Consider the following 16,882-nt stretch of genomic DNA (forward strand, 5'->3'; position numbering starts at 1 on the left):
CGAGGCCTTCAAAAGGTCATCGACCCGCACGTACAGTGCAGTTGCGAGGGTGTCCATATCGGTCGTCACACATCGAGGGTGGACACCCTCGCGTCCGTGCCGCTACCCCTTGGAATCAATCATCTAGGCCGCCCCTTTCGGATCGCGCCCGCGCCCGCCGGTCGGCCCGGCCCGCGCCGCCCGGACGGCGGCCGTCGCCGGGGCGCGGCGCATGGGCCGGGGGAAACCTCGGTATGGTCTGGGACGTGCTTGAGGAGATGCGGATACGGTCGCTCGGGGTCATCGACGACGCGGTGGTCGAGCTGTCACCCGGTTTCACCGCGGTGACGGGCGAGACCGGTGCGGGCAAGACGATGGTCGTCACGAGCCTCGGCCTGCTGCTCGGCGGCCGGGCCGACCCGGCGCTCGTACGGATCGGGGCCAAGGCCGCGGTCGTCGAGGGCCGGATCGTCCTGCGGCCCGGCGCGGCCGCCGCCCTGCGGGCCGAGGAGGCCGGGGCCGAGCTGGACGACGGCGCCCTGCTGATCAGCCGCACGGTGTCCGCGGAGGGGCGTTCCCGCGCCCATGTGGGCGGCCGCTCGGTGCCCGTGGGGCTGCTCGCCGAACTGGCGGACGACCTGGTCGCCGTACACGGCCAGACCGACCAGCAGGGGCTGATGCGGCCCGCGCGGCAGCGCCAGGCCCTCGACCGGTACGCCGGTGACGCCGTCGCCGTCCCGCTGGAGAAGTACGCGGCCGCCCACCGGCGGCTGCGGGCCGTCGCCGGTGAGCTGGACACGATCACCACCCGGGCCCGGGAACGGGCCCAGGAGGCCGACCTGCTGCGCTTCGGGCTGGACGAGATCGCGGCCGTCGAGCCGCTGCCCGGCGAGGACGTGGAACTGGCGGCGGAGGCCGAGCGCCTCGGCCACGCCGAGTCCCTGGCCTCGGCGGCGGCCCTCGCGCACGCCGCGCTCGCGGGCAATCCGGAGGACCCGGAGGGCGTGGACGCGAACACCATGGTCGCGGGCGCGCACCGGGCACTGGAGGCCGTACGGGCCCACGACCCGGCGCTCGGCGCGCTCGCCGAACGGATCGGGGAGCTGGGGATCCTGCTCGCCGACGTGGCGGGCGAACTCGCCGGGTACGCCGACGGGCTCGACGCCGACCCGCTACGGCTCGCCGCGGTCGAGGAACGGCGCGCCGCGCTGACCCAGCTCACCCGCAAGTACGGCCGCGGCGCGACCTCGGCCGCCTCCGTGGACTCCGTACTCGCATGGGCCGAGCAGGGCGCCGACCGGCTGCTGGAACTCGACGGGGACGACGACCGGATCGGTGAACTGACCGCCGAACGCGACGCGCTGCGCTCCGAACTGTCCGGCCTGGCCCAGGCGTTGACCGACGCGCGGACGGAAGCCGCCCAGCGGTTCGGCTCCGCCGTCACGACCGAACTGGCGTCGCTGGCCATGCCGCACGCGCGGGTCACCATCGACATCCGGCAGACCGAGGACCCCTCGGGCGACGGGGTCGAGGTCGGTGGCCGGGTGGTGACCTACGGCCCTTCGGGCGCCGACGAGGTGGAGTTGCTGCTGGCCCCGCACCCGGGCGCGCAGCCGCGGCCGATCGCCAAGGGCGCCTCCGGCGGTGAACTCTCCCGGGTGATGCTCGCCGTCGAGGTGGTCTTCGCGGGGTCCGACCCGGTGCCGACCTACCTCTTCGACGAGGTCGACGCGGGCGTCGGCGGCAAGGCGGCCGTCGAGGTCGGGCGGCGCCTGGCCAAACTCGCGAAGACCGCGCAGGTCGTCGTCGTCACGCACCTCCCGCAGGTGGCGGCCTTCGCCGACCGGCAGCTGCTGGTGGAGAAGACGCACGACGGGTCGGTCACGCGCAGCGGGGTCACCGTCCTCGAGGGTGAGGACCGGATCCGCGAGCTGTCGCGGATGCTCGCCGGCCAGGAGGACTCGGAGACGGCGCGGGCGCACGCCGAGGAACTACTGGCGACGGCGCGGGCCGACGCCTGAGGGCGAGCGGCGCTCCGGCGGACGGCCGGACGTCGCCCATGTGGGTGATGGTCAGGGACATGTGACGGGCTGTCGTACGGGATCCGCACCCGTATGGTCCCGGAACGCGCGTGCGGACTGGCATCCTGGGCGACGTCCCTGACTCCCTCCTCCAGGAGCCCCGCCCGTGAGCAGCTCCGCGGTACCAGTCCCGGTCCAGCCGTACGGGCGCCCACCCCTGCGCACCGTCCAAGTCCTCGGCGGCGCCGCGGCGGGCAGCAGCGCGCACGTCCGCTCGCTCGCCACCGGGCTCGCCGCGCACGGGCTTCGGGTGACGGTGTGCGCGCCCGCCGAGGCGGAGGGCGAGTACGACTTCACCGGCGCCGGAGCCCGGTTCGAGCCCGACGCCGTCAGCGCGCTGCGGGCCGCCTGCGCCGGGGCCGACGTGGTCCACGCGCACGGGGTGCGGGCCGGGATGCGGGCCGCGCTGGCCCTGCGGGGGCACCGGGTGCCGCTCGTGGTGACCTGGCACGGGGGCGGCCCCGGAGCCCCCGGCCCGCTCGGGCGGCTCGCCCGGCTCATGGAACGCCGGGTGGCCCGGGCCGCCGCCGTGGTCCTGGGCACTTCCTCCGACCAGGTCGACCTGGCCCGGGAGCGGGGGGCGCGGGACGCGCGGCTGGCTCCGGTCACGGTGCCGGGGGCGCGGGCGGGGGGCGACCTCGACAAGGTCCGGGCCGAACTGGGCGTGGTGGAGCGGCCCCTGCTGATCGCGGTGGGCGCGCTGGTGGCGCACCGGGGATACGGGGTCCTGCTCGACGCGGCACGGGAGTGGCGGACCCTGGACCCCGCACCGCTCCTGGTGATCGCGGGGGAGGGGCCGCTGCGGGCCGAGCTGGCGCGCCGGATCCTGGACGAGGACCTCCCGGTCCGGCTGCTCGGGCGGCGCCCGGACGCGGTCGAACTCCTGGCCGCGGCCGATGTGGCGGTGCTCCCGAGCCGCTGGGAGGCGCGGTCACTGCTGGCGCAGGAGGCGCTGCGGGCCGGGGTGGCGCTGGTGGCCACCGAGGTCGGGGGCGTACCGGAACTGGTGGGCGACGCGGCGGTCCTGGTCCCCTACGGGGACGCGGGGGCGCTGGCCCGTTCGGTGTCCGGCCTGCTGTCCGACCCGGCCCGGCGCGCCGCTCTGGCCGAGGCGGGCCGCGCCCAGGCCGCGACGTGGCCGTCGGAGGACGACACGGTGGCGCAGGTGCTGTCCGTCTACGACGAGTTGATGGAACGCTGGGGGCGGTGACCGTCCCGCGCCCCTCGGCCCCCGGCGCACGAGCGCGACGGGTGCACTGGACCGGCTCCGGCGCCGAACCCCTGGCCTGACCGCTCCCCGCGGGAGCGCCCGCGGAGCGGCGCGCGCCGCGCGTCAAGAAGCGGAAGCGGCGGACACGTGGCGGCGGGCCCGCAGGGCCAGGCTCAGGGACAGGACCGTCTCCGGGTCGTCCAGGTCCGTGCCCAGCAGCTCCGAGATCCGGGCCAGCCGGTTGTACAGGGTCTGGCGGTTCAGGTGCAGCTCACGGGCGGTCTCCGCCTTGCGCCCCGCGTGCGCCAGGTACGTCTCCAGGGTCGGCAGGAGCGGCGGCCGGGACGTCAGGTCATGGGTGCGCAGGGCCCCGATGGCCCGCTCCACGAACGCCGCCAGGTCCGGCTGTTCCCGCAGCCGCCACAGCAGCAGGTCGATGTCCAGGCGCCGCGCGTCGTACCACGGCCTGGCCGGGAGGCCCTGCGCCGCCGTCGCGGTCTCGGCCGCGTGCCGCAGCCCCGCGGAGGCCGCGGTCCAGCTGCCCGCGACGCCGACGACGACCGCGGGCGGGGCGCCCGCACGCTCCAGCCCGGCCCGTTCCACCCCGGCCCGCAGCGCCACCGCGACCCGGTCCGCGACCGCCGTGCGTTCCGACTCGGCCCGCAGCGAGACCAGCAGCGGCACCCGGCCCTCCACCGGCCGGACCCCCAGGAGCACCGGCACGCCCACGGCCGCGAGTTCCTCCAGCACGGCCCGGGCGAGGACCGCCCAGTTCCCCGACGCGCCGAGGTCGGAGGAGAGCCGCATCACGATCGGCAGCAGCGGCCCGGCCCCCGGTTTGAACCCGAGGACGCGCGCCTGTGCCGGGGCGTCCTCGGCACCGATCCGGCCCTCCGCCAGGTCGGTCAGGAAGTCCCCGCGCCCGCGCGCCGCCAGCTCGTCCTCCTGGCGGGCCTGCATCAGGACCACCGCCAGCACCCCCGCCGTCCGCTCGGCCGCCATCCGGTGCACGGGCAGCAGCGGCGTCGTGACCCCGAGCAGGACCAGCCGCGCCCGCACCGACCCGGTGCCGTGACCGCCGCCCGGTACGTCGACCACCACGACGTTCGCCGAGGGCTCGGCCTCCCGCTGACCGCGCAGCCCCTCCCAGACCTGGAGGGGATCGGCCGCGGCCTCGCCCGCCGTACTGGCGGCCGCGTACAGCAGCTGCCCGTCGGGGGTCTCCAGGAAGACCGGGTTGGCGGTGAAGTCGGCCAGGATCCGCAGCACCTGCGGGATCCCGCCACCGCCGAGGAGTGCGTGCGTACAGCGCCGGTGGACCTCCTCGGCGCGCTGGAGCAGCGCGTAGTGGCCGTTGACGATCTCGGTGTGGACCTCCTCCGTCACGGTGACGAAGGGCACCTCGCGGTGCAGCTGGACCAGCGGCAGCCCCGCCGCGCGGGCCGTCTCCACGATCGTGGCGGGCAGCTTGGTGAAGCGCGGCCCCAGCTCGACGACGAGGGCGGCGATCCCCCGGTCGGCGAGGCGGCGTACGAACGCCCGCTGCTCGCTGGGCCGGCTGCCCAGCCCCAGCCCCGTCGTGAGCAGCAGCTCACCGCCCTTGAGCAGGGAGGCGATGTTGGGCACCTCGCCCGCGTGCACCCAGCGCACGGTGCGGCCGAGCCGGTCCGCGCACGCCACGACCTCCGGCAGTCCGCTGCGCAGTCCCGGCAGCTCCAGCGCCCGCTGAACGGTGATCCCGCCCTGGTTGTCCATATCGCGGGACGCTATCAGGGGTCCGGGACGGCCTGATCAGGCCGGTTTGATGTTGTGGTTGAAGCGGAAGACGTTGTCGGGGTCGTACCGCGCCTTCACCTCGGCCAGTCGGCGCAGGTTCTCGGCGCCGAGCCCGGCGGCGACCCGCTCGGGGCCCTCGTCCCCGGTGAAGTTGAGGTACACGGCGCCCGTGCTCCACGGCTCGACGTCCGCCCGTACGTCCTTGACCCACTGCCGGGAGCGGTCGTCGTCGGCCGGGTCCTCCCAGACGGCGAAGGGGTGCACGGCCCACGGCGACTTCCGGTACGGAACCGGGTAGTCCGTCGGACCGTCGGCGATCGCGCCGCCCAGCGGGAGCAGCACGTGCTTGGACGGGCTGGGGACCGGCATCGCGGCGGCGCGGGCGCAGTAGACGTCCAGCAGCCCGTCCGGGGCGCCGGTCAGGTACTCCGCCGACCAGTAGTTGCGCAGGCCAGGCGGGTCGTCGAGCATGCACTGGAAATCGGCGTACGGCATGGCCGTGACCAGTTCCGCCTCGTGCGCCAAGGCCAGCAGCGGCCGCACGACCTTCCGCAGCGCCTCCTCGGTGCCCGCGTACGTCACCATCGCGCCGCACAGCAGGGTGCCGACGAGCTGGGGCGGTACGAAGGGGGCGGGCGGCCCGGTCATGAACAGCACCCCGCCGCCCGCCTCGGGCGGGGCGGCCTCCAGGACGTCACGGTAGACCCGGGTCACCTCGGGCCCGGACTCCGGCGGGTACAGCAACAGGGCGATCGCGAAGGCGGGCAGCGGGTGGACGCGCAGGGTCAGCGAGGTGGCGACGCCGAAGTTTCCGCCGCCGCCGTGCAGGGCCCAGAACAGCTCCGTCTCGTCCTCGGCGGTCGCGGTCAGGATCTCGCCGTCGGCGGTGACGAGGTCCACGCCGAGGAGGTTGTCCACGCAGAGGCCGAAGGCGCGGTCCAGCCAGCCGGAGCCGCCGCCGAGCACGAGGCCGCCGACTCCGGTGGTGGAGACGCGGCCGCCGGTGGTGGCGAGGGCGTGCGGGGCGCAGGCCCGGTCGAGGTCGCCCATGACGGCGCCGCCGCCGACCTGGACGGCCTGGGCGGCGGGGTGGACCGTGACCTCGTTCATCCGGCGCAGGTCGATGACGAGGGCGGCGTCGCCGAGCGCGTTGCCCGCGACGCTGTGGCCGCCGCCGCGGACCGCGACCCGCAGGTCGAGGTCCCGGGCGAAGCGGACCGCGGTGACGACGTCGGCCTCGCTCTCGCACTGGGCGATGACGGCGGGGCGGCGGTCGATCATGCTGTTGAAGACGGTGCGGGCGCCGTCGTAACCGGGATCGTCCGGGGCGAAGACCTCGCCGGACAGATCCTCGCGGAGCGCGGCGAGAGCCGTGCCCGCCTTTGAGCGGGGCGTCATGGCCGCCCCCCTTCCGCGGAGGGGCATAGGACCTTTCCAGCGTAGGTGGGGCCGCCCGAGGCCGCCCGGCGGGGCGCGGGGAGGCGGACAGCCTCGCCGGCAGGCGGGGCTGGAGGTGGTGCGGCTCGGCCTGCCTCGCGGGCAGGCCGAGGCGGGGGCACCACCACCTCCCGCGGCACTAGCCCCCGTACGCTCCGCTCGCCGTCAGGCGGAGGGCGGTGTCGATCAGGGGGACGTGGCTGAAGGCCTGGGGGAAGTTGCCCACCTGGCGCTGGAGGACCGGGTCCCATTCCTCGGCCAGCAGGCCCAGGTCGTTGCGCAGCGACAGGAGCTTCTCGAAGAGGCGGCGGGCCTCGTCGACCCGGCCGATCATCGCCAGGTCGTCGGCCATCCAGAACGAACACGCCAGGAACGCGCCCTCGTCACCCTCCAGGCCGTCCACGCCCGCTTCGTCACCGGCCGTCGGGTAGCGCAGGATGAAGCCGTCCGTGGTGGACAGCTCGCGCTGGATCGCCTCGATCGTGCCGATGACCCGCTTGTCGTCCGGTGGCAGGAAGCCCATCTGCGGGATCAGCAGCAGGGAGGCGTCCAGCTCCTTCGACCCGTACGACTGGGTGAAGGTGTTGCGCTCCTTGTCGTACCCCTTCTCGCACACGTCCTGGTGGATCTCGTCGCGCAGCTCGCGCCAGCGCTCCAGCGGGCCGTCCGCGTCCCCGCTCTCGATCAGCTTGATCGTGCGGTCCACGGCCACCCAGGCCATCACCTTGGAGTGCACGAAGTGGCGGCGCGGGCCGCGCACCTCCCAGATGCCCTCGTCCGGCTCGTTCCAGTGGGTTTCCAGGTAGCGGATCAGCTTGAGCTGGAGCAGCGACGCGTAGTCGTTGCGGGCGAGGCCCGTCATGTGGCCCAGGTGCAGGGCCTCGGTGACCTCGCCGTACACGTCGAGCTGGAGCTGGTGGGCCGCGCCGTTGCCGACGCGGACGGGCGTGGAGTTCTCGTAACCGGGCAGCCAGTCCAGCTCGGTCTCGCCCAGTTCCCGTTCGCCCGCGATCCCGTACATGATCTGCAGGTTCTCCGGGTCGCCCGCCACCGCGCGCAGCAGCCACTCGCGCCAGGCGGCGGCCTCCGCGCGGTAGCCGGTGCGCAGCAGCGACGACAGGGTGATCGCGGCGTCGCGCAGCCAGGTGTAGCGGTAGTCCCAGTTCCGGACGCCGCCGATCTCCTCCGGGAGGGAGGTGGTCGGCGCGGCCACGATGCCGCCCGTGGGGCCGTACGTCAGCGCCTTGAGGGTGATCAGCGAGCGGACCACCGCCTCCCGGTAGGGCCCGTGGTACGTGCACTGGTCGACCCATTCGCGCCAGAACCCGGTGGTGGCCTCCAGCGCCGCCTCGGCGTCGGGGGTCTCCGGGGCCTCCTTGTGCGAGGGCTGCCAGCTGATGCAGAAGGCGATCCGCTCGCCGGGCGCCACGGTGAAGTCGGCGTACGTCGTGAGGTCCTTGCCGTAGGTCTCCGCGTCCGTGTCCAGCCAGACCGAATCCGGACCGGCGACGGCGACGATCCGGGCGTCCACCTTGTGCACCCAGGGCACGACCCGGCCGTAGCTGAACCGCATGCGCAGGGCCGAGCGCATCGGCACCCGGCCGCTGACGCCCTCGACGATGCGGATCAGCTGCGGGGCGTGGTCCTCGCGCGGCGGCATGAAGTCGATCACCCGGACCGTGCCGCGCGGGGTGTCCCACTCGGACTCCAGGACCAGGGAGTCGCCGTTGTACCGGCGACGGTTGGCCCTCGGGGCCTCACCCCCGGGGGGGAAGGCCGGGCCGATGCGCCAGAACCCGTGGTCCTCGGTGCCCAGGAGCGCCGCGAAGACGGCATGGGAATCGAAACGTGGCAGACACAACCAGTCCACCGAGCCGTCCCGGCAGACCAGCGCGGCGGTCTGCATGTCCCCGATCAGTGCGTAATCCTCGATGCGCCCGGACACGTTGGATCTCCAGTCGAACGGCCACGTCCGCCCCGAAGGGCGCTTGCGTTGTGCGATTCCCGCTGAGTGATATCCGAGCAGGATATGACGGCACCCTAGTGATCTCCTTAAGTCTTGGAAGAATATGCCTCAGCCAAACGAGTGACGGGTGTTGCCCCTGCCAACGGGCATACGGGTTCATGCAGAGGATCGTGCGCGGGACGGCCCCACGGCCCGCGCGGGGCGTGGCGCGGACGCGGCCGGAGGCGGACTGTCCGGGTCGCTGATAGGCTGGTACCCCGTGGACCGGTGGTCTGCCTGTGCGAATCAGGAACCCCGAAACCGCAGCTTCGACGCCCCCGGATACTCCCTCGCGGACCCGGGGAAGGCGTCGGACTCACTCACCTCGCGACCACGGGAGCCCCCTCTTGGCGATGCCGCCCAAATCCATGACGACCAAGCACATCTTCGTCACCGGGGGTGTCGCTTCGTCCCTCGGCAAGGGCCTGACGGCCTCCAGCCTGGGTGCGCTGCTGAAGGCGCGGGGCCTGCGGGTCACGATGCAGAAGCTCGACCCCTACCTGAACGTCGACCCCGGCACGATGAACCCGTTCCAGCACGGTGAGGTGTTCGTCACCAACGACGGCGCCGAGACCGACCTGGACATCGGTCACTACGAGCGGTTCCTCGACGTCGACCTCGACGGCTCGGCCAATGTCACCACCGGCCAGGTCTACTCGCAGGTCATCGCCAAGGAGCGGCGCGGCGAGTACCTCGGTGACACCGTGCAGGTCATCCCGCACATCACCAACGAGATCAAGCACCGCATCCGCCGGATGGCGACCGCGGACGTCGACGTCGTCATCACCGAGGTCGGCGGCACCGTCGGCGACATCGAGTCGCTGCCGTTCCTGGAGACCGTCCGCCAGGTCCGCCACGAGGTCGGCCGCGACAACGTCTTCGTCGTGCACATCTCGCTGCTGCCCTACATCGGCCCCTCCGGCGAGCTGAAGACCAAGCCCACCCAGCACTCGGTCGCGGCCCTGCGCAACATCGGCATCCAGCCCGACGCGATCGTGCTGCGCGCCGACCGCGAGGTCCCCACCTCCATCAAGCGCAAGATCTCGCTGATGTGCGACGTCGACGAGGCCGCGGTGGTCGCCGCGATCGACGCCAAGTCGATCTACGACATCCCCAAGGTCCTGCACACCGAGGGCCTGGACGCCTACGTCGTGCGCAAGCTCGACCTGCCGTTCCGCGACGTCAACTGGACGGTGTGGGAGGACCTGCTGGACCGGGTCCACAACCCCGACCACGAGGTCAAGGTCGCGCTCGTCGGCAAGTACATCGACCTGCCCGACGCCTACCTGTCGGTGACCGAGGCGCTGCGCGCCGGCGGCTTCGCCAACAAGGCCCGCGTCGAGATCAAGTGGGTCACCTCCGACGACTGCAAGACCCCGGCCGGCGCCGCGGCGCAGCTGGCCGACGTGGACGCGATCTGCGTGCCCGGCGGCTTCGGCGACCGGGGCGTCAACGGCAAGGTGGGCGCGATTACCTACGCCCGCGAGAACAAGATCCCGCTGCTCGGCCTGTGCCTGGGCCTGCAGTGCGTGGTCATCGAGGCGGCGCGCAACCTGGCGGGCATCGAGGACGCGAACTCCACCGAGTTCGACGCCTCCACCCCGCACCCGGTGATCTCCACGATGGAGGAGCAGCTGGCCTTCGTCGAGGGCGCGGGCGACCTGGGCGGCACCATGCGCCTGGGCATGTACCCGGCGAAGCTCGCCGAGGGCTCGATCGTGCGCGAGGTCTATGAGGACCAGCCGTACGTCGAGGAGCGCCACCGCCACCGCTACGAGGTCAACAACGCCTACCGCGGCGAGCTGGAGCAGAAGGCGGGCCTCGTCTTCTCCGGTACCTCTCCGGACAACAAGCTCGTCGAGTACGTCGAGTACCCGCGCGAGGTGCACCCCTACCTGGTGGCCACCCAGGCCCACCCGGAACTGCGCTCGCGCCCGACCCGCCCGCACCCGCTCTTCGCGGGCCTGGTCAAGGCCGCCGTGGCGCGCCAGCAGGGCGCGTAGCGGCGCAGCGGGACGGTCGACCGCCCAGTGGTCGATAACGTAGGCAGCCGGGGCACGGATCGTGCCCCGGCTGTCGCGTTTCTCGGGAGGGTACTGCCATGGGCATCACTGACGCGGGGGAGTCGTGGGAGGTCGTCGCCGGGCGCACCCCGTTCGAGGGCGCGAAGACGGCGGTCCGGTCCGACCAGGTCCGAATGCCGGACGGGGCCGTCGTGCGGCGCGACTACCAGGTGCACCCCGGGTCGGTGTGCGTGCTGGCGCTGGACGAGGAGGAGCGGGTGCTGGTGCTGCGCCAGTACCGGCACCCCGTGCGGCACCGGCTGTGGGAGCTGCCGGCCGGGCTGCTGGACGTGACCGCGGAGAACCCGCTGCACGCGGCGCAGCGGGAGCTGTACGAGGAGACCCACGTCAAGGCGGGGTCCTGGTCGGTGCTGGCCGACTTCTTCGCCTCGCCCGGCGGGTCGGACGAGGCGATCCGGATCTTCCTGGCGCGGGACCTGGCGGAGGCCGAGGGTGAGCGGTACGCCGTCTCCGACGAGGAGGCGGACATGGAGCTGGCGCGGGTGCCGCTGGGGGAGCTGGTGCGGGGGGTCCTGGCGGGAGAGCTGGGCAATCCCGGGCTGGTGACGGGGGTGCTGGCGCTGTCGGCCGCGATGGCGGGTGGCGGGCTGTCCGCCCTCCGCCCGGCCGACGCCCCGTGGCCCGCCCGGCCGTACGAGTCCTGACCCCGGCCGGTGCCCGCGGGGCGCCACCGGGTCGACCCGAGCCCCGGCCCGCGGCTCGCGCCGCCGGGGGCAGCCCTTGGGGGCTCGGGCGGCCGGTGTGTTCCCGGGGCCGAGCCCGGTCCCGCGGCTCGTGGGGCCTCCAGCGGCGCCTCAAACGCCGGCGGGGCTGGAATGGCTTGCCGCCGGGGTCTGCGGTCCGGCGGCTCCGGGGAGGGGTGGTGTGACGATCCGCTGATCCGATTGGGGGATTTGTCCGCCGCGCTCCACCCGGATCGTCGCTCTGCGTGAACTACTCTCGGGATCCCCGAGGGCAGGGAGAGGAGCGGATCCGTGACGGATTTCGTCGGGCGGAGGCGCGAGCTCAAGGAGCTGCGCGAGGACATCGCCAGGACCGGGCTCGACACCCTCTCCGGCCGTAAGGCAAAGGCGCCCCGAGCGCGGGTGCTGCTCGTCGCCGGGCGCCCCGGCTCCGGCCGCACCGCACTGGCCGAGGCGTTCGTGCGGGAGATCGCCGACGACTACCCCGACGGGGTGCTCAGGGTGCGCCTCACCGCGCCCGGCGGGGAGACCGTCGCCACCGAGCGCGCGGTCCGCACCCTCCTGGAGGGCCTCGGCCGGACCACCCCGGCCGGAGCGGCCGAGGACGAGCTGAGTTCGGCCCTGCGCACCGCGCTGACCGGCCGCCGGATGATCCTGCTCGTCGACGACGCGGCCGACCCGCACCAGGTGGACGCGATGCTTCCGGACACCCCCGAGTGCCTCGTGCTGGTGACCGCCGAGGGTCCCCTCACCGGGATTCCGGATGTCCGCCCCTGCACCCTCGGCGGACTCGACACCCCCTCCGCCGTCGAGCTGCTGGCCCAGCGCATGGGATCCACCCGCGTCACGGCCGACCCCCGCGCCGCCGACGCGCTCGCCGAGGCCTGCGGGGGCCAGCCCGCCGCGCTGGCCCTGGCCGGGGGCTATCTGGCCGCCCATCCCAAGGCCGCCGTCGCCGACGTGGCCAAGCAGCTCCACGACATGCCCGCCAGTAACTCCGGCCCGCTGGCCCGCGCCTTCCGGCTGGTCTACGAGTCCCTGCCGCAGCCCGCCCAGCGGACCCTGCGGCTGCTTCCGCTCGCCCCCGCCGGGGTGGTCGACTCGCACACCGCGTCCGCCCTCGCGGGCTGCTCGGTCGCCGCGGCCCAGTCGACGCTGGAGGACTTCGCCGGGCTGGCGCTCGTACGCCCGGCGGCCGACGGGCAGTACCTGCTCCCCGGCTGCCTCGCCCCGCTGCTCCAGGCGCTCCTGGAGGCCAAGGAGCGCTCCGCGGAGGTCCAGCTGGCCCGGGCCAGGATGCTGGAGCGCACGGTCCGCCTGCTGCACTCCTGCCGGGCCATGGCGGAGGGTGACGAGGACGCCGTACGCGAGAAGCTCGACGGCCTGCCCCGCACCCTGCGTTTCCCGGACCGCCGGGCCGCCGCCCGCTGGCTGGACAGCAGGCTCCCCTCCCTGACCGCCGCCGCCGCGCTGGCGGTCGCCGACGGCGAGCTGGACACGCTGGCCCGCCGACTGGTCGCCGCTCTCGTCCGGGCCTTGGTCGACCACCGCGGCACGGCCGCCGCCGCGCCCGAGCTGTACGGCCTGCACCGGCTCGTCCTGGACGTGGCCGAACGCCGCGAGCTGCACCGCGAGCGGGCCGCCGCCCTGCTGAACCTGGCCGACCTGGACGCCGAAACCGGACGTACGTACGAGGCGCTGGAGCGGTACCGGGCCGCGCTGCACGCCGGAAGGGCGGCGAACGACCCGTACGCGACGGGCCGCGCGATGGAATCCGTAGGTGGCGCGTACCAGGAGCTGGGGGACTGGCACCGGGCCGCCGACTGGTTCGGTCGGGCGCTCTCCCAGGCGCTCGCGAGGGAAGAGCGAGCGGACGAGGCGAGGCTGTACGGGCGGCTCGGCAACGTGCACACCTACGCGGGCCGTTACGGGGACGCGCTGCGCAGCTGGCGGGCGGCCTCGGCGGGCTACCGGAAACTGGCCGATGTGCCGGGCCAGGCAAAGGCGTTGAGCGAGATGGCCCGGGTGCGCGAGTACGCCGGGCGGCCGGAGGAATCGCTGCACACCTGCCGCGAGGCGGTCGAGCTGGCGCGCAAGGCGGGCGACCTGCGCTTGCAGGCCGCGCTCCAGGTCCGGCTGGCCGACACGCTGGACCGGCTCGGCGACCCCGCCGCTGCCAGGCTGCACCGGGCCGCAGCCGACAGATTGCTGGGAGATGACCCCGCAGCCTGCGAAATCCGTAGTGGTTCCGACTAAGATTATTCGTTTGCAAGGCTAGACAGCGAGTCATCCTTCATTAGACTGGGTTCACCGCGGCATCCCGTGGTGCATCCCGTTGCGCGTTCTTGTGGGCGGGTATGTATGGAAGTACCCCGGTTAATCCCCTGAGCCAAGGACCGTGATCGACGATGAAGGTCGGCATCCCCCGCGAGGTCAAGAACAACGAGTTCCGGGTCGCCATCACGCCCGCCGGCGTGCATGAGCTGGTCCGTAACGGCCACCAGGTCTTCGTCGAGCGGAACGCCGGTGTCGGCTCCTCGATCACCGACGCCGAGTACGTCTCCGCGGGCGCCGAGATCCTCGGTACCGCGGACGAGGTCTGGGCCACGGCCGACCTGCTGCTGAAGGTCAAGGAGCCCATCGCGGAGGAGTACCACCGCCTCCGCAAGGACCAGACGCTCTTCACGTACCTGCACCTCGCGGCCTCCCGCGCGTGCACGGACGCGCTGCTGGAGTCCGGCACCACCGCGATCGCGTACGAGACGGTCGAGCTGGCCAACCGCGCGCTCCCGCTGCTCGCCCCGATGTCCGAGGTCGCGGGCCGTCTGGCCCCGCAGGTCGGCGCCTACCACCTGATGCGCTCGGTCGGCGGCCGCGGCATCCTCCCGGGCGGCGTCCCCGGCACCCAGGCCGCGAAGGCCGTCGTCATCGGCGGCGGCGTCTCCGGCTGGAACGCCGCGCAGATCGCCATCGGCATGGGCTTCCACGTGACCCTGCTCGACCGCGACATCAACAAGCTGCGCGAGGCCGACAAGATCTTCGGGACGAAGATCCAGACGATCGTCTCCAACGCCTACGAGCTGGAGAAGGCCGTCCTCGAGGCCGACCTCGTCATCGGCGCGGTGCTCATCCCGGGTGCGAAGGCCCCGAAGCTGGTCACCAACGAGCTGGTGTCCCGGATGAAGCCCGGAAGTGTCCTTGTCGACATTGCGATCGACCAGGGCGGCTGCTTCGAGGACTCCCGTCCGACCACCCACGCCGAGCCGACCTTCCCGGTCCACAACTCGGTCTTCTACTGCGTCGCCAACATGCCGGGCGCGGTCCCGAACACCTCCACCTACGCCCTCACCAACGCGACGATGCCGTACATCGTGTCGCTGGCGAACAACGGCTGGGTCGAGGCGCTGCGTCGCGACGCCGCGCTCGCGCTGGGTCTCAACACCCATGACGGCCAGGTCGTTTACGGCCCCGTCGCCGAGGCCCACGGCCTGCCGACGCTTGAGCTGAGCACCCTGCTCGGCTGATCCGACACGCGCGGTCGGCATCGGTTGGCGGCTTCCCGTCAACGACTGACGTCAATCTCACGTATCCGGCCGGACCTTGTCGCCAAGGTCCGGCCGGAGGCGTATCGCGGGTCGCCGGGATGCCGCTCAACTCGCCTCGAACGTAACCCTTTAACCGTTTCGCGCACCTGTGAAACTTCGCAGCGACAGCCCGCACGCCCTTGACAGAGTGTTGTTCGGTTGCCGACACAACGCGGCGGGTCCGGCGGATTGTGTTGCTGCGGAGCGGTGACACGCCATAGAGTCGCCAACCGTCGGCATGGTGCCACGCTGACGTATCGATAAGTGTCCTGGTCACGTCCAAGGAGGTAAGACGACTTGTGAATGAGTCGACATTTGCTCCTGGAGGTGGTCACGCGGGGATGCCGGCGCGGGCCCAGGGTCCGGTCGGACTCGAAGCGGTCGGCTCCGTCGCGGTACGCACCTTCGCAAACCACCAGCACCTGACGACGCCCCAAAAGAGCATGGACGGCCTAGACGTGAACTCCAGGGCCGGCGACCTGAGCGGCGAAAAGCCCACTGGTTTCGCCGACTATGACGTGGTGCCCGAAGGGCACTTCTACGACCCCGACGCCGAGTACGAGCCCGACCCCGAGTACGCGGCCACCCTCGCGCCCGACGCTGCCCGTCAGCGCCGGGAGCGGATCGGCCCGACCGGACGGCCGCTGCCGTACTTCCCGATCCCGGGCCCGCTGACCGACCACGGTCCGGCGAAGATCATCGCGATGTGCAACCAGAAGGGCGGCGTGGGCAAGACCACGTCGACCATCAACCTGGGTGCCGCGCTCGCCGAGTACGGGCGCCGCGTGCTGCTCGTCGACTTCGACCCGCAGGGCGCGCTGTCCGTGGGTCTCGGCGTGAACCCGATGGAACTCGACCTGACGGTCTACAACCTGCTCATGGAGCGGGGCATGTCGGCCGACGATGTGCTGCTCAAGACGGCGGTCCCGAACATGGACCTGCTGCCGAGCAACATCGACCTGTCCGCCGCCGAAGTGCAGTTGGTCAGTGAGGTCGCGCGCGAGTCGACGCTCCAGCGGGCGCTGAAGCCGCTGATGGCCGACTACGACTACATCGTGATCGACTGTCAGCCCTCGCTCGGTCTGCTGACCGTGAACGCCCTGACGGCGGCTCACAAGGTCATCGTGCCGCTGGAGTGCGAGTTCTTCGCGCTGCGCGGGGTGGCGCTGCTGACCGAGACCATCGAGAAGGTCCAGGAGCGGCTCAACCCGGAGCTGGAGCTCGACGGCATCCTCGCCACGATGTACGACTCCCGTACGGTGCACAGCCGCGAGGTGCTGGCGCGCGTTGTCGAAGCCTTCGACGACCACGTCTACCACACGGTCATCGGCCGTACGGTGCGCTTCCCGGAGACCACGGTCGCCGGTGAGCCGATCACCACGTACGCCTCCAACTCCGTCGGCGCCGCCGCCTACCGCCAGCTGGCCAGGGAGGTGCTCGCCCGGTGTCCCGCCGAGTGAGTCTGCCCGGAGCCGACGAACTGTTCCGTACGACCGGGGGGATGGCCCTCCAGTCGTCCTCGCCGCGACGCCAGAGCGAGGACGCGGCCACGGCCGCGGGCGGTACGTCGGCCCGGTCGGAGCACACCGCCACCGCGCAGGACGCGGGGGCGGAGGGGCGCAGCCGGGAAGGCGAGCCCGTGGTGGGCGCTCCGCGCAGGCCGCAGGAAGGTTCAGTCAACGGCGCTTCCGCCAACGGGAGCGAGCCGCGGCGGGGCAAGGGCCGCGGGGCGAACCGGCGGCCGAGCGGGCGCGAGCGGCACGACGAGAAGATCACGGTCTACGTCTCCGCCGAGGAGCTGATGGACCTGGAGCACGCCCGGCTGGTGCTGCGCGGCGAGCACGGGCTCGCGGTGGACCGCGGGCGGATCGTGCGCGAGGCGGTGGCGGTCGTCCTGGCCGACCTGGAGTCCCGCGGGGACGCGAGCATCCTGGTCCGCCGCCTCCGCGGCCGCTGAGGCCCCGGCCCGCCCCGGCCCACGCCGCCCCCTGTGCGGGGCGGCCGCCGTCCCACCGCCGGGTCCGCCGTCCCACCGCCGGGTCC

General features: G+C 73.0%; 11 protein-coding genes. 8 read left to right on the plus strand and 3 right to left on the minus strand.

The features are described 5' to 3' along the window. The first annotated feature begins 233 nt into the window (after nt 1-233). Complete coding sequence (gene recN, locus QMF80_RS33905) at nt 234-2,000, plus strand: DNA repair protein RecN (RefSeq protein ID WP_283460554.1); 1,767 nt, start codon at nt 234-236, stop codon at nt 1,998-2,000. Nucleotides 2,001-2,166: 166 nt separating this feature from the next. Continuing rightward, nucleotides 2,167-3,270 (plus strand): glycosyltransferase family 4 protein, encoded by a 1,104-nt coding sequence (locus QMF80_RS33910; RefSeq protein WP_283460555.1) that lies wholly within the window; start codon nt 2,167-2,169, stop codon nt 3,268-3,270. Nucleotides 3,271-3,393: 123 nt separating this feature from the next. Here QMF80_RS33910 and QMF80_RS33915 read toward each other — a convergent pair whose 3' ends face one another. The 3 genes from QMF80_RS33915 to QMF80_RS33925 all read right to left on the minus strand — a co-directional run bounded on the left by QMF80_RS33915 (nt 3,394) and on the right by QMF80_RS33925 (nt 8,428). Beyond that, nucleotides 3,394-5,025, minus strand: coding sequence for a PucR family transcriptional regulator (locus QMF80_RS33915; RefSeq protein WP_283460557.1), 1,632 nt, complete (start codon nt 5,023-5,025; stop codon nt 3,394-3,396). 36 nt (nt 5,026-5,061) lie between these two features. Further along, the gene (locus QMF80_RS33920) at nt 5,062-6,444 is read right to left on the minus strand and encodes an FAD-binding oxidoreductase (RefSeq protein WP_283460559.1); all 1,383 of its coding nucleotides are present in this window, start codon (nt 6,442-6,444) and stop codon (nt 5,062-5,064) included. Between the two features lie 178 nt (nt 6,445-6,622). After that, nucleotides 6,623-8,428 (minus strand): glycoside hydrolase family 15 protein, encoded by a 1,806-nt coding sequence (locus tag QMF80_RS33925; protein WP_283460561.1) that lies wholly within the window; start codon nt 8,426-8,428, stop codon nt 6,623-6,625. A 413-nt stretch (nt 8,429-8,841) separates the two neighbouring features. Here QMF80_RS33925 and pyrG point away from each other — a divergent pair, with 413 nt between their 5' ends. The 6 genes from pyrG to QMF80_RS33955 all read left to right on the plus strand — a co-directional run bounded on the left by pyrG (nt 8,842) and on the right by QMF80_RS33955 (nt 16,796). Further along, complete coding sequence (gene pyrG, locus QMF80_RS33930; protein WP_283460562.1) at nt 8,842-10,491, plus strand: CTP synthase; 1,650 nt, start codon at nt 8,842-8,844, stop codon at nt 10,489-10,491. Nucleotides 10,492-10,589: 98 nt separating this feature from the next. After that, nucleotides 10,590-11,216, plus strand: a complete 627-nt coding sequence (locus QMF80_RS33935; RefSeq protein ID WP_283460564.1) for an NUDIX domain-containing protein — start codon at nt 10,590-10,592, stop codon at nt 11,214-11,216. Nucleotides 11,217-11,546: 330 nt separating this feature from the next. Further along, complete coding sequence (locus QMF80_RS33940) at nt 11,547-13,511, plus strand: tetratricopeptide repeat protein (protein WP_283460566.1); 1,965 nt, start codon at nt 11,547-11,549, stop codon at nt 13,509-13,511. A 152-nt stretch (nt 13,512-13,663) separates the two neighbouring features. Then, nucleotides 13,664-14,779, plus strand: a complete 1,116-nt coding sequence (ald, locus tag QMF80_RS33945; protein ID WP_283460568.1) for an alanine dehydrogenase — start codon at nt 13,664-13,666, stop codon at nt 14,777-14,779. A gap of 401 nt (nt 14,780-15,180) precedes the next feature. Beyond that, entirely contained in the window at nt 15,181-16,299 is a 1,119-nt protein-coding gene (locus QMF80_RS33950) for a ParA family protein (protein ID WP_283460569.1), read from the plus strand. Beyond that, nucleotides 16,284-16,796: a hypothetical protein gene (locus QMF80_RS33955; protein WP_502962976.1), complete on the plus strand. Its 513-nt coding sequence runs from the start codon at nt 16,284-16,286 to the stop codon at nt 16,794-16,796. The genes QMF80_RS33950 and QMF80_RS33955 overlap by 16 nt, the downstream gene beginning before the upstream one ends. The last annotated feature ends 86 nt before the right edge of the window (nt 16,797-16,882 follow it).

Origin of the sequence: Streptomyces sp. G-G2 (genome assembly GCF_030063135.1) — a bacterium.
GTDB lineage: Bacteria > Actinomycetota > Actinomycetes > Streptomycetales > Streptomycetaceae > Streptomyces.